Source organism: Micromonospora sp. CA-246542, from assembly GCF_050942905.1.
Classification (GTDB): domain Bacteria; phylum Actinomycetota; class Actinomycetes; order Mycobacteriales; family Micromonosporaceae; genus Micromonospora.
On sequence record NZ_CP192040.1, the window covers coordinates 1,644,871 to 1,662,937 of the forward strand.

Sequence of the window (18,067 nt, forward strand, 5' to 3'; positions counted from 1 at the left end):
ATGGCCGTGCTCACCGACCGCCCGGCGGGGCCCGCGCGCGGTGACCAGCGTGGGGCCCGCACGCTGGCCACCCGCTTCCTGGGGTACGCGACGCTGGTCTTCTTCGGGTTGGTGTTCCTCTACCCGTTCGTCATCCAGATCGCCAGCTCGCTCAAGACCGAGCCGGACGCGGCGGCCAATCCGCTCTCGCCGTTCCCGGACCCGCTCAGCCTGGCCGGTTTCGAGCGGATCTTCGCGGGCACCAACTTCCCGCTCTGGCTGGGCAACTCGCTGCTGGTGACCGTGCTGGTCACCCTCGGGCGGGTGTTCTTCGACTCGCTCGCCGGGTACGCCCTGGCCCGGCTGCGGTTCGCCGGGCGCGGCGGGCTGTTCGCGGCCGTCATCGCGGTGATGGCGGTCCCCGGTGTGGTCCTGCTGATCCCGAAGTTCCTGGTGCTCAACCAGCTCGGCATCTACAACAGCTACGCCGGGCTCGTGGTGCCGCTGCTGGCCGACGCGGCGGGCGTGTTCATCATGAAGCAGTTCTTCGAGTCGATCCCGGTGAGTGTGGAGGAGGCCGCCCGCATCGACGGGGCGAGCATCTTCCGTACCTTCTGGTCGGTGGTGCTGCCAATGGCGAAGCCGGCCCTGATCACCCTGACCATCCTGTCGTTCCAGGGCTCCTGGAACGAGTTCCCGCACAGCCTCGTGTCGGTGCAGGACCCGGACCTCTTCACCCTTCCGCGTGGCCTCGCCGACCTGGTCAGCGGCTCGCTGGGCAGCGGCAACCAGTACCCGCTGAAGCTGGGCGCGGCGCTGCTCGCCACCATTCCCGTGGCGATCATCTTCGTGGTGTTCCAGCGCTACTTCGTCCGCGACGCCAACGACGGTTCGGACAAGGGCTGACCCGGCCGGGTCACTCGCCGGGGCGGTCCTCGGCGAGTGGCTCGGTCGGTACGGCCACGTGCAGGCGCACCTGAGGCACCAGCATGTCGTCGACGTCCAGCGCCCGGGCCGCGCCGTCGGGCTCCCAGCCGGTGCTGGTGAGGAACTTCCGGGTCGCCTCGTCGCCGTCGAACGCCCAGGCCACCGCCCGAGCCATCCCGTCTTCGCGCCACAGGTCGACGGTGGCGGCGAGCAGCCGGCTGCCGTGCCCACGCCGACCCCAGCGCGGCTCGACCAGCAGGTCGGTCACCGCTGCCACGTCCGGGCCGAGCGCGTCGGCCGGCTCGCCCGGCGCCAACGCCTCGCCGTCGGCCGGGCCGGAGGCGGCGAACCCCACCAGATACGATTGCTCGGCCTGTTCGACGGCGACCAGCACCCGGTGCGCGCCCGAGGGCGGCTCCAGCACCGCGGCGCTCCACCGCCGGGCGAGGAACGCCTCGTCCAGGTTGTCGAGCACATGCCGAGGCAGGATCCGGCGGTACGCGACCCGCCAGGTCGCGAGCTGGATGCGTGCGATCTCGCCGGCGTCCTCGGGACGCGCCGGGCGGACGTACCCGAGAGCCATGGGACGGAAGCCTACGCAGGGCGGGGGAGGCGGCGGTGGCGCAGGGTGCCAACAGGACGGCCGTGCAGGTCGTCGGGGTGGTGGTGCTCGCCGCGGCGGTCACCGCGTTCCTCTCCGTCGCGGCCGTACGGCACGGCTTCTTCGACCTGAAGGTCTACTACGGCGCGTTGACGTGGTGGGTGCACGACGGTGGCGAGATCTACGACTACCTCAAGCCCAGCACCCAGTACGGCTTCACCTACCCGCCGTTCGCCGCGCTGGTCATGCTGCCGATGGCGTACCTGCCGTGGACGGCCGCGATCGTGGTGAGCGTGCTCGCCAGCGTGGCCACCACCACCGTGCTGATCTGGTGGTTCGTCGACCCGATCGCCCGGCGGGCCGGGTGGACCCGCTGGTTCGCCCTCGCCGTGGCGCTCTGCCTGGCCGCCGCCTTCGAGCCGATGCGCGAGACGATCAACTTCGGGCAGGTCAACACGCTGCTGCTCTTCCTGGTCGCGGTGGACCTGCTCCGACTGCTGCCCGCCGGCAACCGGTGGGCGGGCGTGGGCATCGGGCTGGCCACCGCGATCAAACTGACCCCGGGCATCTTCATCGTCTACCTGCTGGTCACCGGGCGGTGGCGCGCGGCGCTCACCGCCAGCGGCGCCGCCGCCGCGGTGACCGTGCTGGCCGGCGCGCTCTTCCCGGACGCGTCCCGGGAATTCTGGACCGAGGCGCTGTGGAACACCGCTCGGGTCGGCGAGCTGGCCTTCGTCTCCAACCAGTCGCTGCGCGGCGTGGTCGCCCGCCTCGACCCGCGGCACCCGAGCACCCTGCTCTGGCTGCTGCTGGTGCTCGGCACCCTGGCGCTCTGGGCCTGGCGTTCCCGCGCGGCCGGTGACGAGGCGACCGGCCTGGCCCTGACCGGCGCGGTGATGTGCCTGGTCAGCCCGGTCGCCTGGGTGCACCACCTGGTCTGGCTGCTGCCCGCGCTGATCCTGCTGGTCGACAACGCGATGGCCGCGCCGGCCGGCCGCCGCCGACGCGTCCTGCTGATCGCCGCGACCATCGGGTACGCGCTGCTGATCAGCCGGACCGTCTGGTTCTGGGAGAAGGACTTCACCGGGGTGGACGGCTTCCTCGGCAGCAACGCGTACGTCTGGATCAGCCTGGCCCTGCTGGCCTTCCTGCCGATCCGCCGGTGGCTGACGCCGGGCGGGTCAGTCGTCGAGGCGTCCGGCGTACCGCAGCTCGACGAGCCCGACCGGCCCGCGCCCGCTGGCGAGCGGCACCTGGTAGGTCGACCGCTCACCGTCCGGTGACATCCCGGCCCGTTCGTAGAACCGGCGGGCCCGTCCGTTGTCGGCCAGCACCCACAGCCGGTAGCCGGTCCAGCCTCGCTCGCTGAGCCCGGCGCGGGCGGCGTCGAGCAGCGCGGTGGCCGTCCCGTCGCCCCAGAACGCCGGCTCGACGTAGAGCGCCAGCACCTCGCCGACGCTCGGGTCCAGGTCGTCCCGGTCCTGGTTGCGGCGGTACGGCCCGAAGGTGGTGAAGCCGACGGCCAGCCCGTCCACCTCGCCGAGGAGCGTGGTGAACGGGTGCTCCGGGTCGGCGGTGCCCACCTCACGGCGGCGCTGCGCCCAGGCCGCCACGTTGAGCCGGCCGAGCACCTCGTCCGGCATGACACCGGCGTAGCCCGACTGCCAGCCGTGCACGTGCACCCGGGCGATCGCCTCGGCGTCGTCCGGCTCCTCCCGGCGGATGGTCAGCATTGCACCGTTCTATGCCCCGATGACGGTCGGAGTCCAGCTTCCCGCACCGACGTCGTACCGATGATTTATCGTCGCCGACGATGGCCGCACCGGAATCACTCTCGCTCGCCCAGGCCCGGCGGGTGGCGCTCGCCGCCCAGGGCTTCGCCGACCCGCCGCCGACCGGCGTGCCCACCCGTCGGCACCTGCGCCGGGTCCTCGACCGGGTCGCCCTGATCCAGATGGACTCGGTCAACGTGCTGCAACGGGCGCACTACCTGCCGCTCTACAGCCGACTCGGTCCCTACCCGACGACCCTGCTCGACCACGCCGCCTATCGCCGGCCGCGGGAGCTGTTCGAGTACTGGGGCCACGAGGCGTCCCTCGTTCCGGTCGGGCTGCACCCGCTGCTGCGCTGGCGGATGGCCCGGGCCCGCAGCGAGGCCTGGGGTGGCATGCGGCGCATCGCCCAGGAACAGCCGGACCTGGTCGCCTGGGTACGCGACGAGGTGGCCGCCCGGGGTCCGTTGACCGCCGCCGAGATCGAGCACGACGCGCCCCGGCAGACCGGCAACTGGGGGTGGAACTGGTCGGCCGTCAAGCAGGCGCTGGAGTTCCTGTTCTGGGCGGGTGAGGTGACCGCCGCCGAGCGCAGCACGTCCTTCGCCCGCCGCTACGACCTGCCCGAGCGGGTGCTGCCGGCGTCCGCGCTGGCCGCGCCCACACCGACCGACGCCGAGGCGTACCGCGGTCTGGTGGCCCTGGCCGCGCGGTCACTCGGGGTGGCCGCCGAGCCGGAGCTGCGCGACTACTTCCGGCTGCCGGTCGCCGGCGCCCGCCAGGCGGTCGCCGAGCTGGCCGAGGCCGGCGAGCTGGTGCCGGTCACCGTGGCGGGTTGGCGGCAGCCGGCCTGGCTGCACGCGTCGGCACGGCTGCCGCGCTGGGTCCGGGGCAACACGCTGGTCAGCCCGTTCGACCCGTTGATCTGGGAACGTGCCCGCACCGAGCGGCTGTTCGACTTCAGCTACCGGATCGAGATCTACGTGCCGGCGCCGCAGCGGATCTACGGCTACTACGTGCTGCCGTTCCTACAGGGCGACCGGTTCACCGCCCGGGTCGACCTGAAGGCCGACCGCCGGGCCGGGGTGCTGCTGGTGCCGGCCGCCTGGCTCGAGCCCGGCGCCGACGCGGGGGAGACCGCCGTGGCGCTCGCCGCCGAGCTGTACCGGCTGGCCGGCTGGCTCGGGCTGGACGCGGTCGCGCCACCCGCCGCCGGCGACCTGGCCGGTCCACTCACGGCCGCCCTGGCGAGCGTGTCGGGTGTACCGTGAACGCGTGACGAGCGTTCCCGGACCGGTCGACCAGTCACCGCCCACCGCCGGCACCGTCCACACGGTGCCCGCCCCCGATGCTGCGCAGAGCGGATGGTCGGCGGAGCCGCCCGTCGGTTACTACCCGGTGCCCGAACCCGACCGGCTCACCCGGCTCGTCCTGCGGATCCACGAACGTTCGCCGCGCTGGGCCGTGCCACTGGCCGCGGTCGGCTGCGTCGGGCTCGGCATGGCCTACGCGCTGCTGAGCAACCCGACCCACGCCGACCCGGACGCCGCGCCCACCTGCATCCTCAAGCTGACCACCGGGTTCGACTGCCCGGGCTGCGGCGGCACCCGCGCGCTCTGGTACGTGCTGCACGCCGACCTGCCGGCCGCCGCCCGACACCACTTCCTGTTCGTGTTCTCGCTGCCCTTCCTGGCGTACCTCTTCGTGGCCTGGGCGGGCAACCAGGCGTTCGGCTGGCGGCTGCCCGAACTGCGGATCAGCCCCAAGGTCATCGGCGGCTTCATGGCCGCGTGGCTGGCGTTCACGGTGGTGCGCAACCTGCCCTGGGCGCCGTTCACCTCGCTCTACGTCTGACCGGGCTGCTCTTCGTCTGACCGGCCTGCTCTCACGTCTGGCGCTGCTGCTGCCTGACGCGGCCCTGCCCACACCCGTTCCCCAGCGGGAGGCAGGACGTGGTCTCGTGCCCCTGTCGAGCTGCCCCAGATGTGGGGCGTCAGAGGACGGCGGCGGCACCCTGCGCGAGGGCGTGCGCGCTGTGGGCGGGCCCTGGGAGCTGTGGGAGCTGCTCCGGGGTCGGCGCTGTAGGGCCGGTGCGCTCTGGGTGGCGGTTCCGTCGGCGGGAGGGAGCCCTCGGCCGCGCGGCTCGTGCCCCGGATCTGGGGCAGCTCGACAGGGCACGAGGGAGACCCACGGTTCGGCGGAGGCCTGACACGGCTGTCGAGATCTTGGACACCAACGGCCCCCGGTGATTCGGGAAGGGGCCGCCGGCCACTACAGTCCCAGGCATGCCGGAGATGGTGCAGCCCCAGGTCAAGTTGATCGCGTGGACCCAGTTCGCGGCCCCGGACGACGTGCCGTGGTCGACCGACGCCGAGGGCGGCCAGGCGCTCGCCGAGTTCGCCGGGCGGGCCTGCTACCAGTCCTGGAAGAAGCCGAACCCGGCCACGGCCACCAACGCCGGCTACCTGGCGCACATCCTCGAGGTGGGTCACCTGAGCGTGCTGGAGCACGGCTCGGTCACCTTCTACTTCACCGGGGTGTCCCGCTCCTTCACGCACGAGCTGATCCGGCACCGGCACTTCTCGTACTCCCAGCTCTCGCAGCGGTACGTCCCCGAGCGGGACGCGGCCATGGTCGAGCCGGCGGTCATCGCCGACGACCCGGAGCTGCACAAGAAGTTCGTCGAGGCCGCCGAGGCGAGCGTGCGGGCGTACACGGAGCTGTTGGAGGGTCTGGAGCAGCGCTTCTCCGACGAGCCGAACCCGACGCTGCGCCGCAAGCAGGCCCGGCAGGCGGCCCGCGCGGTGCTGCCGAACGCCACCGAGACCCGGATCGTGGTCTCCGGCAACTACCGGGCCTGGCGGCACTTCGTCGCGATGCGGGCCACCGAGCACGCCGACGTGGAGATCCGCGAGCTGGCCGTGGAGTGTCTGCGTCAGCTCCAAGGGGTCGCCCCGAACGTCTTCGCCGACTTCGTGATCACCACCTTGCCGGACGGCACCGAGGTGGCGGCCAGCCCGCACGAGGCGTCCTGAGCCCTTCCCCGGCGGGCTCCGGCTGGTCGTCCGCTAGGTTGGAGGGTATGACGCAGGACCACCCCGACGCCGCCGCCCGACCGGTGTCCCGCCCCTTCGGGCGGGTGCTCACGGCCATGGTGAGCCCCTTCACCGCCGACGGCTCACTCGACCTCGACGGCGCCGCCCGGTTGGCGAGCCACCTGGTCGACGAACAGGGCAACGACGCGCTGGTGGTCAACGGCACCACCGGCGAGTCGCCGACCACCACCGACGCGGAGAAGGAACGCCTGATCCGGGTCGTGGTCGAGGCCGTCGGTGACCGTGCCCGGGTGGTGGCCGGTGTCGGCACCAACGACACCCGGCACACCATCGAGCTGGCCGCCGCCGCCGAGAAGGCCGGCGCGCACGGTCTGCTGGTGGTCACGCCGTACTACAACAAGCCGCCGCAGAGCGGTCTGCTGCGGCACTTCACCGCCGTGGCCGACGCCAGCGGACTGCCGGTGATGCTGTACGACATCCCGCACCGCTCCGGCGTGCCGATCGACACCGAGACACTGGTCCGGCTCGCCGACCACGGCCGCATCGTCGCGGTCAAGGACGCCAAGGGCGACCTGATCGCCACCAGCTGGGTGACCAGCCGGACCGGCCTCGCCTACTACAGTGGCGAGGACGCGCTCACCCTGCCGGCGCTGGCCGTCGGATGCGTGGGCGTGGTCGGCACCTCCACGCACTTCACCGGGGCGCTGACCGCACAGATGATCGAGGCGTACGACGCGGGGGACATGCCCACCGCGCTGGCCCTGCACCGGCGGCTGCTGCCGCTGTTCACCGGCATCTTCCGCACGCAGGGCACCATCTTGGTGAAGGCCGGTCTGGCATCGCTGGGCCTGCCGGCCGGCCCGGTGCGACCCCCGCTCGTGGACGCCACCAACGACGAGATCGCCCAGCTGCGCGCGGACTTCGCGGCAGCGGGCCTGGAGCTACCCGAATGATCGAACGACACGATGGACGCCGAGTGACGGCGTCGCAGAATGAGGTGGACGCGTGACCGAGGCGCACATCGAGGCGGAACTACCCCCGCCGCTGCCGGAAGGTGGCCTGCGGATCATCCCGCTCGGCGGGCTCGGCGCCATCGGTCGGAACATGACCGTCTTCGAGTACGACGGCAAGTTGCTGATCGTCGACTGCGGGGTGCTCTTCCCCGACGTCGAGCAGCCGGGCGTGGACCTGATCCTGCCCGACTTCGGCCCGATCCTGGACCGGCTGGCCGACGTGCAGGCGATCGTGCTGACCCATGGCCACGAGGACCACATCGGCGCGGTTCCGTACCTGCTGGCTCACAAGCCCGACATCCCGCTGGTCGGCTCGCAGTTCACCCTCGCCCTGGTCGAGGCGAAGCTGGCCGAGCGGCGGATCCAGCCGTACACGCTGACCGTGCGCGAGGGCGGCCGGGAGCGGCTCGGCCCGTTCGAGTGCGAGTTCTTCGCCGTCAACCACTCGATCCCGGACGCGCTCGCGGTGGCCATCCGCACCCCGGCCGGCCTGGTGCTGCACACCGGCGACTTCAAGATGGACCAGCTCCCGCTGGACGGCCGGATCACCGACCTGGCCGGTTTCGCGCGGCTCGGCGCCGAGGGCGTCGACCTGCTGCTCTCCGACTCCACCAACGCGGAGATCCCCGGTTTCGTCACCCCGGAGCGGGAGATCGGGCCGGTGCTCGACTCGATCTTCGCGAAGGCCAAGGGCCGGATCATCGTGGCCTCGTTCGCCTCGCACGTGCACCGCGTGCAGCAGGTCTTCGACTCCGCCGCCGAACACGGCCGCAAGGTCGCGCTGATCGGCCGGTCCATGGTCCGCAACATGGGCATCGCCCGGGACCTCGGCCTGCTCAACATCCCGGCCGGCCTGGTCATCGGGATCGAAGAGGCGACCACGCTGCCGCCGGAGCAGATCGTGTTGATGTCCACCGGTTCGCAGGGTGAGCCGATGAGCGCGCTGGGCCGGATGGCCAGCGGCGACCACCGGCACATCACCATCGCCCCCGGTGACACGGTCGTGCTGGCCTCCTCGCTGGTGCCCGGCAACGAGACCTCGGTCTACCGGGTGATCAACCGGCTCGCCCGGGCCGGCGCCGTGGTGGTGCACAAGGACGTGGCAAAGGTGCACGTCTCCGGGCACGCCCCCGCCGGCGAACTGCTCTACCTGCTCAACGTGGTCCGGCCCAGCAACCTGATGCCCGTGCACGGCGAGTGGCGTCACCTGCGCGCCCACGCCCGGCTCGGCATCGAATCCGGGGTCGCCGCCGACCGGGTGGTGATCTGCGAGGACGGCGACGTGGTCGACCTGGTCGAGGGCCGCGCCAGCCTGGTCGGGCACGTGAAGAGCCGGTACGTCTACGTCGACGGCCTCGCCGTCGGTGACGTCAGCGAGTCGCTGCTCACCGAACGGCGGATCCTCGGTGACGGCGGGTTCATCGCCACGACCGTCGTCGTCGACTCGGTCACCGGCAAGGTGGTCGCCGGTCCGACGTTGTCCGCGAAGGGCTTCTCCGAGGACCCGGAGGCGTTCAACCCGGTGATCCCGCTGGTCACCGAGGCGCTCAACCGTGCCGCCTCGGACGGCATCACCGACCCGCACCAGCTTCAGCAGATCGTTCGGCGGACCGTGGGGCGGTGGGTCAACGACGCGTACCGACGGCGGCCCATGATCGTGCCCACCGTCGTCGAGGTCTGACGCACGCGTGACCGGGCCGGTCGCCGACGTCCCCCGTGGATGTCGGTGACCGGCCCGGATTCTGTGGCGGGCCACGGAGGTACCACAGCCGTTGCGCACGTCCGGTTGCGTGCTGTCGGAAGTCGCACAGTCACCCGTCGGGCCGCAACCTTCGGGCCCTCACGCGGGTCAGGGCAGGGCGGCGACGGCCTCCGCGTACGCGACGCCGGTCGCGATGGCGGCGTCCACCAGCACCCGCAACTGTGCCGGGGCGACCCCGTGCGCCAGGTCGGTGGCCGCGTCCCCGGCGAGCACGATCTCGCTGTCCAGGTCGTGCGCGTACGCCTTGGGCAGCAGCCGGTCGTGGTTCCACGCGTTGCAGAAGGCGTACGCCTCGGACCGTCGCGTGGTCGGCAGCCGACGGTCGGCCATCGCCCGGGTGTGCAGCACCTCGCCCCGCTCGCCGGCCCGCCGGAACTGGATCACGGCGGCGCCCCACCGGCCGACCACCGTGCCGTCGTCGTCGACCAGGTACCGGTCGCCGCGCCGGTCCAGCGTCGCGGTAATGAGGTCGGCGGTGAGCGCCATCAGCTCCTGCTCGGACCCCCGCTCGGACTCCCGATCCGGCCCGGGATCGGCGTCGTCCTCCTCGTCGGCGACGTCGCCGCCACCCGGCAGCGGCACCGCCGCCGCGGCGGGACGTTCGGCCAGCCAGGCCGCGATCCTGCCGGACTGGTGACCCGTGCCGTTACGGGCGTCGAAGCTGCCGGCCAGGTCGGTGGCGAGGCCGAGCAGGAGCGCGCCGAGCGTCGACACGTCCAGCTCGGTGGCCGGACGCTCGCCGTACGCCGGGCGGCGCACCCGTCGCTCGCCCAGCCCCGTCTCGTCGGCCAGCCCGCAGACCAGCGCGCCCGCCGCGGCGAACTCCATGGCGGCGAGGTCGTCGGTGGGCCGGTCCAGTCGGGGCAGCTGCTCGGTCAGGATGGCCAGCCCGCGCTCCAGATGCCCGCCGAGCGCGCAGAACCGCAGGTGGGTCGCCAGATGGCCGAACGCGGCGCGCTCGCGCCGGTGCCGCCGGTACGCCCGCACGTGCGCCGCCGCGGCCTCCTCGGGCTCGCCGAGCCGTAACCGTGGCAGCATTCCGGCGACCAGCGCCCGCTCGGGCTGGTCGGTGCAGGCGGGGGCGTCGGTGTCGTACGCCTCCAGCTCGGCGCGGGCCTCCTGCCACTCGCCCCAGCCGGCCAGCAGTTCCGCGCGGCGGGCCGGGGCGCAGCCGGGGCACCTGCCGGCCGGACCGCCACGCGTACCCGCCCACTGACGGTAGAAGTGCCGGGCGGTGGGTTCGTCGCCCAGGTGGTCGGCGATCCGGCAGCGCAGTTCGGCGACGGTCGGCCCGTCGAGCCCGTCCGTTCCCACCCGCTCGGCCAGGTCGGCCAGGAGCAGTCGGGTCTGGTCCAGCCCCACCCGCGGGGTGCCGAGCAGCGCCTCCACCGCGTACCGCTGATAGCGCGTCAGCAGCACGGTCTCGGCGTCGCCGAGCAGCGTGGGCCACCGGTCGGCGGCGGCCCGGCAGCGCCGGACCGGCTCGACGATCCGCCACCGCTCGCCGTGCAGCAGGTACGCCTCGATGAGCGCGAACCTCGCGTCCAGCGCGGACCGGGCGTCCCCGGCGGCGTCGGCGCGCTCGGCGACCCGTTCCAGCGCGGCCAGCCGGCCCGACCCGTCGGGAAGGTCCCGCGCGTCGGCGAGCGCGGTCACCAATGCCGGGACGCGCTGCCCGACACTCCGGCCGGCGTCCCCGCCGACGGGCGCGTGCACCCCGTCGGTACGGCTGCCCGTGGTCTCCTCCCGGCCGGTCACGTCGACACCGCGCCGGGCAGGCGACCGACCGCCACGGCGAGTTGGCAGCCGGTCGTGATGCCACAGTCGAGCAGTCGGTCGAGCTGGTGGGGCGTGACGCCACGCTCCAGGTCGGTGATCACCTCACCGTGGATCCGGGCCCGCCCGGCGTCGTCGACGTGCACGAACGCCTTCGGCCACAGCCGGTCGTGGTTCCACGCGTTGCAGAAGGCGTACAGGTCGGGCACCCGCTCGATCCCGAAGGTCGGCGCGACCATCGTGCGGACCTGGAGCAGCTCACCATCGGCGCCGAGGCGCAGGAACCAGATCAGGTTGTCGTCGAAGCGTCCCACGAGGTCACCGTCGGGGGCACGGCCGACCGGGCGGCCGCGCGCGGCGAGCACCGCGGCGATCAGCTCGCCGGTCAGCGGGCGTACCGCACCGGGGTGCCCGGCCAGCGGATCGTCCTCGATTCCCGGCGACGCCATCGGGCATCCCTTCTGAGGCGGATATCACGACCGGCGGCGGGGTCCGTGCTGCGACGCGCGGACACGACCCGGAAAAGCGGCGATCTGCCCGGCCCCACCGTTACCGTGACTCTATGGCGGGCCGTACCTCTCAGGCGAGCCGGCGACGCGGCGCGTCGCCGCGCGGTGGCACCAACAGCCGTGCCCGTCAACCGGCGAAGAAGACCCGGGCACCGGTACGGCGACGCACCACACCCGCCCGTCCGGGCCCCGCCGTCTACGTGGGCCGCGCGGTCGGTGCACTGTGGATGGGGCTGGCGCACGGGATGGGGTGGGCGGTGCGGGCCGCCGGCCGGCAGGCCGCCTCCGCCCGCGACCTGGACCCCGAGCACCGCCGCGACGGTGCCGGACTGCTCCTGTTCGGGCTGGCCCTGCTCAGCGCCGTGGCGCTGTGGTTCTCCGGCGCGGGCCCGGTGGGCGCCCGCCTGGCCGACACGGTCCGGCTGTTCCTCGGCGCGATCTCCGTCGTGGTGCCGGTGCTGCTGATGATCGGGGCGTGGCGGCTCATGCGTCAGCCGGCCGATCCGGAGCACCGGGGCCGAGGGCTGATCGGGTGGGGTTCGTTGCTGGTGTCGACCGCCGCGCTGCTCCAGATCGGTCAGGACCCGGTGGACACCGTGGAGCGTGACTTCGCCGGTGGCCTGGTCGGCGCCGGCGTGGGCGGGTTGCTGGAACGGGCGGTCACCGCGTGGGTGGCCGTACCCCTGCTGGTCCTGCTCCTGCTCTTCGGTCTGCTGGTGGTCACCGCGACGCCGATCAACAAGATCCCGGAGCGGCTGGGCCTGCTCGCCGGAGGGTTGGTCGCTCCCCCGGAGACCACCGAGGAGGACGACGAGCCGGTCGCCCGGCCCGCGCGCAGGCGTCCGTCGAAGCGGACGCCGCCACCGATCGACCCGGACGACTTCGAGGACACCGAGGGCGCGGACCTCCAGGAGACGATGGTCCTGCCGCGCAAGGCCCCGGCGAAGGTGCCGGCCAGCCGCAAGCCGGCCGAGCCGCCCGAGCACTCGCCCGCGCCCACCCGCGCCGAGCAGCTCGCGTTGACCGGGTTGGCCGGCGACTACACCCTGCCGCCGGCCAACATGCTCAGCGGCGGGGCCGCGCCCAAGACCCGCAGCAAGGCCAACGACGAGGTCATCGCCGCGCTGACCGGCGTGTTCGACCAGTTCGACGTGGACGCCGCGGTCACCGGCTTCACCCGTGGCCCGACGGTCACCCGCTACGAGGTGGAGCTGGGCCACGGCGTCAAGGTCGAGCGGATCACCCAGCTCTCCCGCAACATCGCGTACGCGGTGAAGTCGCCGGACGTACGGATCCTCAGCCCGATTCCGGGCAAGAGCGCGGTCGGCGTGGAGATCCCGAACACCGACCCGGAGAACGTGGCCCTCGGCGACGTGCTGCGCTCGCGGGCGGCGACGAGCGACCACCATCCGATGGTGGTGGCGCTCGGCAAGGACATCGAGGGCGGCTACGTGGTGGCCAACCTCGCCAAGATGCCGCACATCCTCATCGCCGGCGCGACCGGCGCGGGCAAGTCGAGCTGCCTCAACACCCTGCTGGTGTCGATCCTCACCCGGGCCACGCCGGACGAGGTGCGGCTGCTGCTGATCGACCCGAAGCGGGTCGAGATGACCGGCTACGAGGGCATCCCGCACCTGGTCACGCCGATCGTCACGAACGCCAAGAAGGCGGCCGACTCGCTGGACTGGGTCGTCCGCGAGATGGACATGCGCTACGACGACCTCGCGGCCAACGGGGTCCGGCACATCGACGACTTCAACCGCAAGGTGCGCAACGGCGAGATCAAGGCGCCGCCGGGCAGCGAGCGGGAGATGCGCCCGTACCCGTACCTGCTGGTGATCGTGGACGAGCTGGCCGACCTGATGATGGTCGCGCCGCGTGACGTCGAGGACTCGGTCGTCCGGATCACGCAGTTGGCCCGGGCCGCCGGTATCCACCTGGTCCTGGCCACCCAGCGGCCCTCGGTCGACGTGGTGACCGGTCTGATCAAGGCGAACGTGCCGTCCCGGCTGGCGTTCGCCACCTCGTCCCTCGCGGACTCGCGGGTCATTCTCGACCAGCCGGGCGCGGAGAAGCTGCTCGGCCGCGGTGATGGGCTCTTCCTGCCGATGGGCGCGTCGAAGCCGGTCCGCATCCAGGGCGCGTGGGTCACCGAGCGCGAGATCGCCGACGTGGTGAAGTTCTGCAAGGACCAGCGTGAGCCGGAGTTCCGACCGGACGTGCTGGCCCCCGCCAAGGACAACCAGAAGAAGATCGACGAGGACATCGGCGACGACCTCGACCTGCTGGTGCAGGCGGTGGAGCTGGTGGTCACCTCGCAGTTCGGCTCCACCTCGATGCTCCAGCGCAAGCTGCGGGTCGGTTTCGCCAAGGCGGGCCGGCTCATGGATCTCATGGAGACCCGTGGGGTGGTCGGGCCGTCCGAGGGGTCGAAGGCGCGTGACGTGCTGGTCAAGCCGGACGAGTTGGAGGAGGTCCTGGCCGGTCTGCGCGGCGACGTGGACTGACCACTCGCGACCCCGGACACACGACGGGCCCGCCGGTATCCGGCGGGCCCGTGACGTCGGGGTGGGTCAGTTGTTGATCAGAGCCGCGACGACCACCAGGCCGATGATCGCGGCCACGCCGCTGGCCGCGGCGGCGTACCAGCCCAGCGGCTTGTCACCCAGGACCGCGCCGACGATGCCGGCGATGATGCCGAGCACGCCGAAGATGATCGGGTTGAGCAGCAGGGCGAGCACCGCGAACACGAAACCCACGATGGTGAGGATGCGGGCGGCGTTGCTGCGCGGGCGGGCGGTGGTGGGGATGTCGGCCATGTCGTCCTCCGGATGAGAGCCTGTCGTGACGAACCGATCACTACCCACTGTGGGCGCTCGCCACGCGTGGTCGTCAATGGAAGATCTTCAGGCCGACCACGCCGGCGACCACCAGCAGCAGGCAGAAGAGCCGGGGCAGGCTCACCGACTCGCCGAGCGCCACCATTGAAACCAGCGCCGTGCCCACCGCGCCGATGCCGACCCAGACGGCGTACCCGGTGCCGACCGGGATGTCCCGCAGCGCGTACGCCAGGCCGCCCATGCTCAGCGCCAGGGCCACCACGAACACCACCGAGGGGAGCAGCCGGCTGAAGCCGGCGCTTCGGTCCAGGGCGACGGCCCAGGCCGTCTCCAGCAGCCCGGAGATCACGAGTACGAGCCAGGCCATCGTTCACCTCACGAGGACGAGTCGGGTCAGTCTGCCGGGGCGTCTTGGCCTGACCGGGTACGCCCACCGCTCGTCCGGAGTGACCACCGCGTCCGGGGCCACCACGGCCGACGCTAGCACCGGCTGACGGCCTGGGACGGTGACCCACGCCACCACGCATTGACCTCTACTTTGCTTCAACTTTCACTATGACGTCATGGCCCTGCTCTATGCCGACCCCGAGGTCGCCGCCGCCCTGGACGCCGCCACCACCGTCGACGCCATGCGGGCCGCCCTGGTGGCCGCGTACGAGGGGCGCCTGGTCGCCCCACCCCGGGCCGCGGCCCCGCTCGGTGGCGGGCGGATGGTGCTCACCGCCGGGCACCTGGTCGGCCAGTGGTACGGCTACCGCTCGTACGACACGTTCGGCCACCCCCAGGGAGAGCAACTGGTCGTGCTGCACGACGCCTCCACCGGGGCGGTGCGGGCCGTCGCCGTCGGCGAGGAGCTGGGCTCCCGCCGTACCGGTGGACTGGGCGGGGTCGCGGTGGACGCGCTGGCCCGGCCGGACGCGACCACCCTCGGCGTGATCGGCTCCGGGCGGCAGGCGTGGACCCAGGTGTGGGCCGCCGCGGCCGTGCGCCCGCTGCGCGAGGTCGTGGTGCACAGCCGTTCGACGGCGCGCAGGGACGCCTTCGCCACCCGGGTACGCGCCGAACTGGGCGTACCGGCCCGCGCGGTCGCCGACCCCGGCGCGGCCGTCACCGGCCGGGACATCGTGGTGCTCGCCACCACGAGCCCCACGCCGGTGCTGCGCGCCTCCGACGTGAGCCCCGGCACACACGTCAACACGGTCGGCTTCAAACAGCACGACCGCAGCGAGTTCGGCACCGACCTGCTGGACGCCGCCGACCTGCTGGTCACCGACTCGCCGGCCCAGGCGGCGGACTACCAACCGCCGATGCTCGCGGCGCTGCCCGCGTACGCCGGACGGCTGCGGGACCTGGGCGGCATCCTGGCGGGCGCGGTTCCCGGCCGGACCACGGCGGACCAGGTCTCCGTCTTCTGCTGCACGGGCCTGGCCGGTACCGAGGTCTTCCTGCTCGACGCCCTGACCCGGGCGACCGCCGTGACCCGGTGACCGACCCTCGCGGGCGGGACGTCCCGGCCGCCCAGCGTGCCCGCGTGCGTGGGCTACCGCGAGCGGCCCGGTACCCTCGGATGGTGTCTGCCACCTCTCCTTCCGCTCCCGACAACGCCGAGGGCCGTCGCGTCGCCCTGCTCACCCTGGGCTGCGCCCGTAACGAGGTCGACTCGGAGGAGCTGGCCGCCCGGCTGCATGCCGACGGCTGGCAGGTGAGCACCGACGGCGAGGGCGCCGACGTGGTCGTCGTGAACACCTGCGGCTTCGTGGAGAAGGCCAAGCAGGATTCGATCCAGACGCTGCTCGCTGCCGCCGGGACGGGCGCGAAGGTGGTGGCCGCCGGCTGCATGGCCGAGCGGTACGGCAAGGAGCTGGCCGACAGTCTGCCCGAGGCGCAGGCGGTGCTGAGCTTCGACGACTACCCGGACATCGCCGCCCGGCTCAACGCCGTGGTCGCCGGTGAACAGGTCACCGCGCACACCCCGCGGGACCGCCGCGAGCTGCTGCCCCTGACGCCGGTGAAGCGCCGCGACAGCGGCGTGTCCCTGCCCGGGCACGGCACCGTGGCGCGCGCCGCCGTCGAGACCGACGAGCACACCCCGGCGCACCTGCGTCAGGTGTTGCGCCGTCGACTGGACACCGGCCCGGTCGCGTCGTTGAAGCTCGCCAGCGGCTGTGACCGGCGCTGCGCGTTCTGTGCCATTCCGGCGTTCCGTGGGGCGTTCGTCTCGCGTACCCCGGACGAGCTGCTCGCCGAGGCGGAGTGGCTGGCCAAGACCGGCGTACGGGAGCTGGTGCTGGTCAGCGAGAACTCCACCTCGTACGGCAAGGACCTCGGCGATCCGCGCGCGTTGGAGAAGCTGCTGCCGCAGCTCGCCGCGGTGTCCGGCATCGTCCGGGTGCGGGTGAGCTACCTCCAGCCGGCCGAGACGCGGCCCGGGCTGGTCGAGGCGATCGCCGGTACGCCCGGGGTGGCCCCGTACTTCGACCTGTCGTTCCAGCACTCCAGCGAGCCCGTGCTGCGCCGGATGCGGCGTTTCGGCTCCACCGACCGGTTCCTGGAGCTGCTGGCCAGCGCCCGGGCGCTCGCGCCGGAGGCGGGCGCGCGGAGCAACTTCATCGTCGGCTTCCCCGGCGAGACCCGCGCCGACATCGACGAGCTGACCCGGTTCCTGACCGAGGCCCGGCTGGACGCGATCGGCATGTTCGACTACAGCGACGAGGACGGCACCGAGGCCGCCGGACTGCCCGGCAAGGTCTCCGCCGCGACCATCAAGCGGCGGTACGACCGGCTCAGCGCGCTCGCCGACGAGCTCTGCTCCCAGCGTGCCGAGGACCGGCTCGGCTCGACCGTCGAGGTGCTCGTCGACGCGATCGTGGACGGCGTGGTGGAGGGCCGGGCCGCGCACCAGGCGCCGGAGGTGGACGGATCGACCACCCTGGTCGCGCCGGTCGACGGCGGGGTCGACCTGAGCGCACTGCGCCCGGGTGACCTGGTGCGGGCCACGGTGACCGGCACCGAAGGGGTGGATCTGCTCGCGGTGCCGGATGAGATGATCTCGGCGGCGCCCGGCGCGGCACGGTGACGGCGGGCCCGGACGGAGCGGGGGAGCCAGGTGGTGCGGTGTCGGGAACGCCACGGCGGCCCGAGCGGAGCGAGACGGTGACCGGGGCGACGGAGTCGACGCCGGCCCGGGTGGTCGCGCGGGTGCCCGTGCTCAACGCGGCCAACGCCCTGACCGCGCTGCGGTTGGTGCTGGTGCCGGTCTTCGCGGCCTCGGTGATCGTGTCGGGGATGACCCACTCCGGCTGGCGGATGGCAGCCTGCCTGATCTTCGCGGTGGCCTCGGCGACCGACCTGGTGGACGGTTGGATCGCCCGCCGGTTCGGACTGGTCACCTCGGTCGGCAAGGTGGCCGACCCGATCGCCGACAAGGCGCTCACGGGTGCGGCCCTGGTGCTGCTCTCCTGGTACGACCGGCTGCCCTGGTGGGTGACGACGCTGATCCTGGTCCGCGAGCTGGGCATCACCGGGCTGCGGTTCTGGGTGATCCGGCACGGTGTGATCGCGGCCAGTCGTGGCGGCAAGATCAAGACCGCGCTGCAGATCCTGGCCATCGCCTGGTACCTCTGGCCGATGCCGGCCGCCCTCGCCGCCGTCGGCCCCTGGATCATGGGCGCCGCCGTCCTGGTCACGGTGGCGACCGGCTTCGACTACATCCTCCAGGCCCTCCGCCTCCGCCGCCCCCACCCCTAACCCCCCACCCCCCCCCCCACCCCCCCCCCCACCCCCGCGCCGCGCCCGTCGCACCGCGCGGTGATCATGAAGTTGTTGCGGCTCG

The 18,067-nt window shown here is 72.8% G+C and carries 17 protein-coding genes and 1 riboswitch; of the genes, 11 read left to right on the forward strand and 6 right to left on the reverse strand.

All coding sequences use genetic code 11. The features are described 5' to 3' along the window. Nucleotides 1-885 (forward strand): carbohydrate ABC transporter permease, encoded by an 885-nt coding sequence (locus tag ACQP0N_RS07745; protein ID WP_355051659.1) that lies wholly within the window; start codon nt 1-3, stop codon nt 883-885. A 10-nt stretch (nt 886-895) separates the two neighbouring features. Here the strand turns inward: ACQP0N_RS07745 and ACQP0N_RS07750 are convergent, their stop codons facing one another. Then, nucleotides 896-1,489 carry an N-acetyltransferase family protein gene (locus ACQP0N_RS07750; protein ID WP_433118744.1) on the reverse strand — a complete coding sequence of 198 codons (594 nt, stop codon included), beginning with the start codon at nt 1,487-1,489 and terminating at the stop codon, nt 896-898. A gap of 35 nt (nt 1,490-1,524) precedes the next feature. Here ACQP0N_RS07750 and ACQP0N_RS07755 point away from each other — a divergent pair, with 35 nt between their 5' ends. Next, nucleotides 1,525-2,790, forward strand: coding sequence for a glycosyltransferase 87 family protein (locus ACQP0N_RS07755; protein ID WP_433118746.1), 1,266 nt, complete (start codon nt 1,525-1,527; stop codon nt 2,788-2,790). On the opposite strand, the gene ACQP0N_RS07760 is transcribed toward ACQP0N_RS07755, so the two are convergent. After that, nucleotides 2,689-3,240, reverse strand: coding sequence for an N-acetyltransferase family protein (locus tag ACQP0N_RS07760; protein WP_433118748.1), 552 nt, complete (start codon nt 3,238-3,240; stop codon nt 2,689-2,691). The genes ACQP0N_RS07755 and ACQP0N_RS07760 overlap by 102 nt on opposite strands. Before the next feature lie 80 nt (nt 3,241-3,320). Between ACQP0N_RS07760 and ACQP0N_RS07765 the strand changes: the two genes are divergently transcribed. The 5 genes from ACQP0N_RS07765 to ACQP0N_RS07785 all read left to right on the forward strand — a co-directional run bounded on the left by ACQP0N_RS07765 (nt 3,321) and on the right by ACQP0N_RS07785 (nt 9,029). Further along, nucleotides 3,321-4,550, forward strand: coding sequence for a winged helix-turn-helix domain-containing protein (locus ACQP0N_RS07765; protein WP_433118749.1), 1,230 nt, complete (start codon nt 3,321-3,323; stop codon nt 4,548-4,550). A gap of 4 nt (nt 4,551-4,554) precedes the next feature. Continuing rightward, nucleotides 4,555-5,133, forward strand: a complete 579-nt coding sequence (locus tag ACQP0N_RS07770; RefSeq protein ID WP_433118751.1) for a DUF2752 domain-containing protein — start codon at nt 4,555-4,557, stop codon at nt 5,131-5,133. 440 nt (nt 5,134-5,573) lie between these two features. After that, nucleotides 5,574-6,314 (forward strand): FAD-dependent thymidylate synthase, encoded by a 741-nt coding sequence (gene thyX / locus ACQP0N_RS07775; protein WP_210786506.1) that lies wholly within the window; start codon nt 5,574-5,576, stop codon nt 6,312-6,314. Nucleotides 6,315-6,361: 47 nt separating this feature from the next. Then, the gene (gene dapA, locus ACQP0N_RS07780) at nt 6,362-7,288 is read left to right on the forward strand and encodes a 4-hydroxy-tetrahydrodipicolinate synthase (RefSeq protein WP_433118753.1); all 927 of its coding nucleotides are present in this window, start codon (nt 6,362-6,364) and stop codon (nt 7,286-7,288) included. 52 nt (nt 7,289-7,340) lie between these two features. After that, nucleotides 7,341-9,029 carry a ribonuclease J gene (locus ACQP0N_RS07785; RefSeq protein WP_393218809.1) on the forward strand — a complete coding sequence of 563 codons (1,689 nt, stop codon included), beginning with the start codon at nt 7,341-7,343 and terminating at the stop codon, nt 9,027-9,029. 168 nt (nt 9,030-9,197) lie between these two features. On the opposite strand, the gene ACQP0N_RS07790 is transcribed toward ACQP0N_RS07785, so the two are convergent. Then, nucleotides 9,198-10,826, reverse strand: coding sequence for a YbjN domain-containing protein (locus tag ACQP0N_RS07790; RefSeq protein ID WP_433121499.1), 1,629 nt, complete (start codon nt 10,824-10,826; stop codon nt 9,198-9,200). A 38-nt stretch (nt 10,827-10,864) separates the two neighbouring features. After that, nucleotides 10,865-11,335, reverse strand: a complete 471-nt coding sequence (locus tag ACQP0N_RS07795; RefSeq protein ID WP_355051666.1) for a YbjN domain-containing protein — start codon at nt 11,333-11,335, stop codon at nt 10,865-10,867. A 113-nt stretch (nt 11,336-11,448) separates the two neighbouring features. Between ACQP0N_RS07795 and ACQP0N_RS07800 the strand changes: the two genes are divergently transcribed. Beyond that, complete coding sequence (locus ACQP0N_RS07800) at nt 11,449-13,902, forward strand: DNA translocase FtsK 4TM domain-containing protein (protein WP_433118755.1); 2,454 nt, start codon at nt 11,449-11,451, stop codon at nt 13,900-13,902. A gap of 66 nt (nt 13,903-13,968) precedes the next feature. Here the strand turns inward: ACQP0N_RS07800 and ACQP0N_RS07805 are convergent, their stop codons facing one another. Both ACQP0N_RS07805 and ACQP0N_RS07810 read right to left on the reverse strand, forming a co-directional pair. After that, nucleotides 13,969-14,214: a hypothetical protein gene (locus ACQP0N_RS07805; protein WP_357122493.1), complete on the reverse strand. Its 246-nt coding sequence runs from the start codon at nt 14,212-14,214 to the stop codon at nt 13,969-13,971. Nucleotides 14,215-14,287: 73 nt separating this feature from the next. Continuing rightward, nucleotides 14,288-14,602, reverse strand: coding sequence for a DMT family transporter (locus ACQP0N_RS07810; RefSeq protein WP_396803817.1), 315 nt, complete (start codon nt 14,600-14,602; stop codon nt 14,288-14,290). Nucleotides 14,603-14,635: 33 nt separating this feature from the next. Then, a riboswitch (guanidine-III (ykkC-III) riboswitch) is annotated at nt 14,636-14,707 on the reverse strand. 91 nt (nt 14,708-14,798) lie between these two features. Here ACQP0N_RS07810 and ACQP0N_RS07815 point away from each other — a divergent pair. The 3 genes from ACQP0N_RS07815 (at nt 14,799) to pgsA (ending at nt 17,982) form a co-directional block, all read left to right on the forward strand. Continuing rightward, nucleotides 14,799-15,722, forward strand: a complete 924-nt coding sequence (locus tag ACQP0N_RS07815; protein ID WP_433118757.1) for an ornithine cyclodeaminase family protein — start codon at nt 14,799-14,801, stop codon at nt 15,720-15,722. Between the two features lie 80 nt (nt 15,723-15,802). After that, complete coding sequence (rimO, locus tag ACQP0N_RS07820; RefSeq protein WP_433118759.1) at nt 15,803-17,311, forward strand: 30S ribosomal protein S12 methylthiotransferase RimO; 1,509 nt, start codon at nt 15,803-15,805, stop codon at nt 17,309-17,311. A 77-nt stretch (nt 17,312-17,388) separates the two neighbouring features. Further along, on the forward strand, nt 17,389-17,982 hold the full coding sequence (pgsA, locus tag ACQP0N_RS07825) for a CDP-diacylglycerol--glycerol-3-phosphate 3-phosphatidyltransferase (RefSeq protein ID WP_433118761.1): 594 nt from the start codon (nt 17,389-17,391) through the stop codon (nt 17,980-17,982). Nucleotides 17,983-18,067 lie beyond the last annotated feature (85 nt).

Bases quoted from the DNA above. Each gene is read 5' to 3' on its own strand.
- ACQP0N_RS07810 (WP_396803817.1), bottom strand. From the start codon at position 14,602: ATGGCCTGGCTCGTACTCGTGATCTCCGGGCTGCTGGAGACGGCCTGG.
- dapA (WP_433118753.1), top strand. From the start codon at position 6,362: ATGACGCAGGACCACCCCGACGCCGCCGCCCGACCGGTGTCCCGCCCC.
- thyX (WP_210786506.1), top strand. From the start codon at position 5,574: ATGGTGCAGCCCCAGGTCAAGTTGATCGCGTGGACCCAGTTCGCGGCC.
- ACQP0N_RS07765 (WP_433118749.1), top strand. From the start codon at position 3,321: ATGGCCGCACCGGAATCACTCTCGCTCGCCCAGGCCCGGCGGGTGGCG.
- ACQP0N_RS07805 (WP_357122493.1), bottom strand. From the start codon at position 14,214: ATGGCCGACATCCCCACCACCGCCCGCCCGCGCAGCAACGCCGCCCGC.
- ACQP0N_RS07800 (WP_433118755.1), top strand. From the start codon at position 11,449: ATGGCGGGCCGTACCTCTCAGGCGAGCCGGCGACGCGGCGCGTCGCCG.
- ACQP0N_RS07750 (WP_433118744.1), bottom strand. From the start codon at position 1,489: ATGGCTCTCGGGTACGTCCGCCCGGCGCGTCCCGAGGACGCCGGCGAG.
- ACQP0N_RS07745 (WP_355051659.1), top strand. From the start codon at position 1: ATGGCCGTGCTCACCGACCGCCCGGCGGGGCCCGCGCGCGGTGACCAG.
- rimO (WP_433118759.1), top strand. From the start codon at position 15,803: ATGGTGTCTGCCACCTCTCCTTCCGCTCCCGACAACGCCGAGGGCCGT.
- ACQP0N_RS07815 (WP_433118757.1), top strand. From the start codon at position 14,799: ATGGCCCTGCTCTATGCCGACCCCGAGGTCGCCGCCGCCCTGGACGCC.
- ACQP0N_RS07760 (WP_433118748.1), bottom strand. From the start codon at position 3,240: ATGCTGACCATCCGCCGGGAGGAGCCGGACGACGCCGAGGCGATCGCC.
- ACQP0N_RS07795 (WP_355051666.1), bottom strand. From the start codon at position 11,335: ATGGCGTCGCCGGGAATCGAGGACGATCCGCTGGCCGGGCACCCCGGT.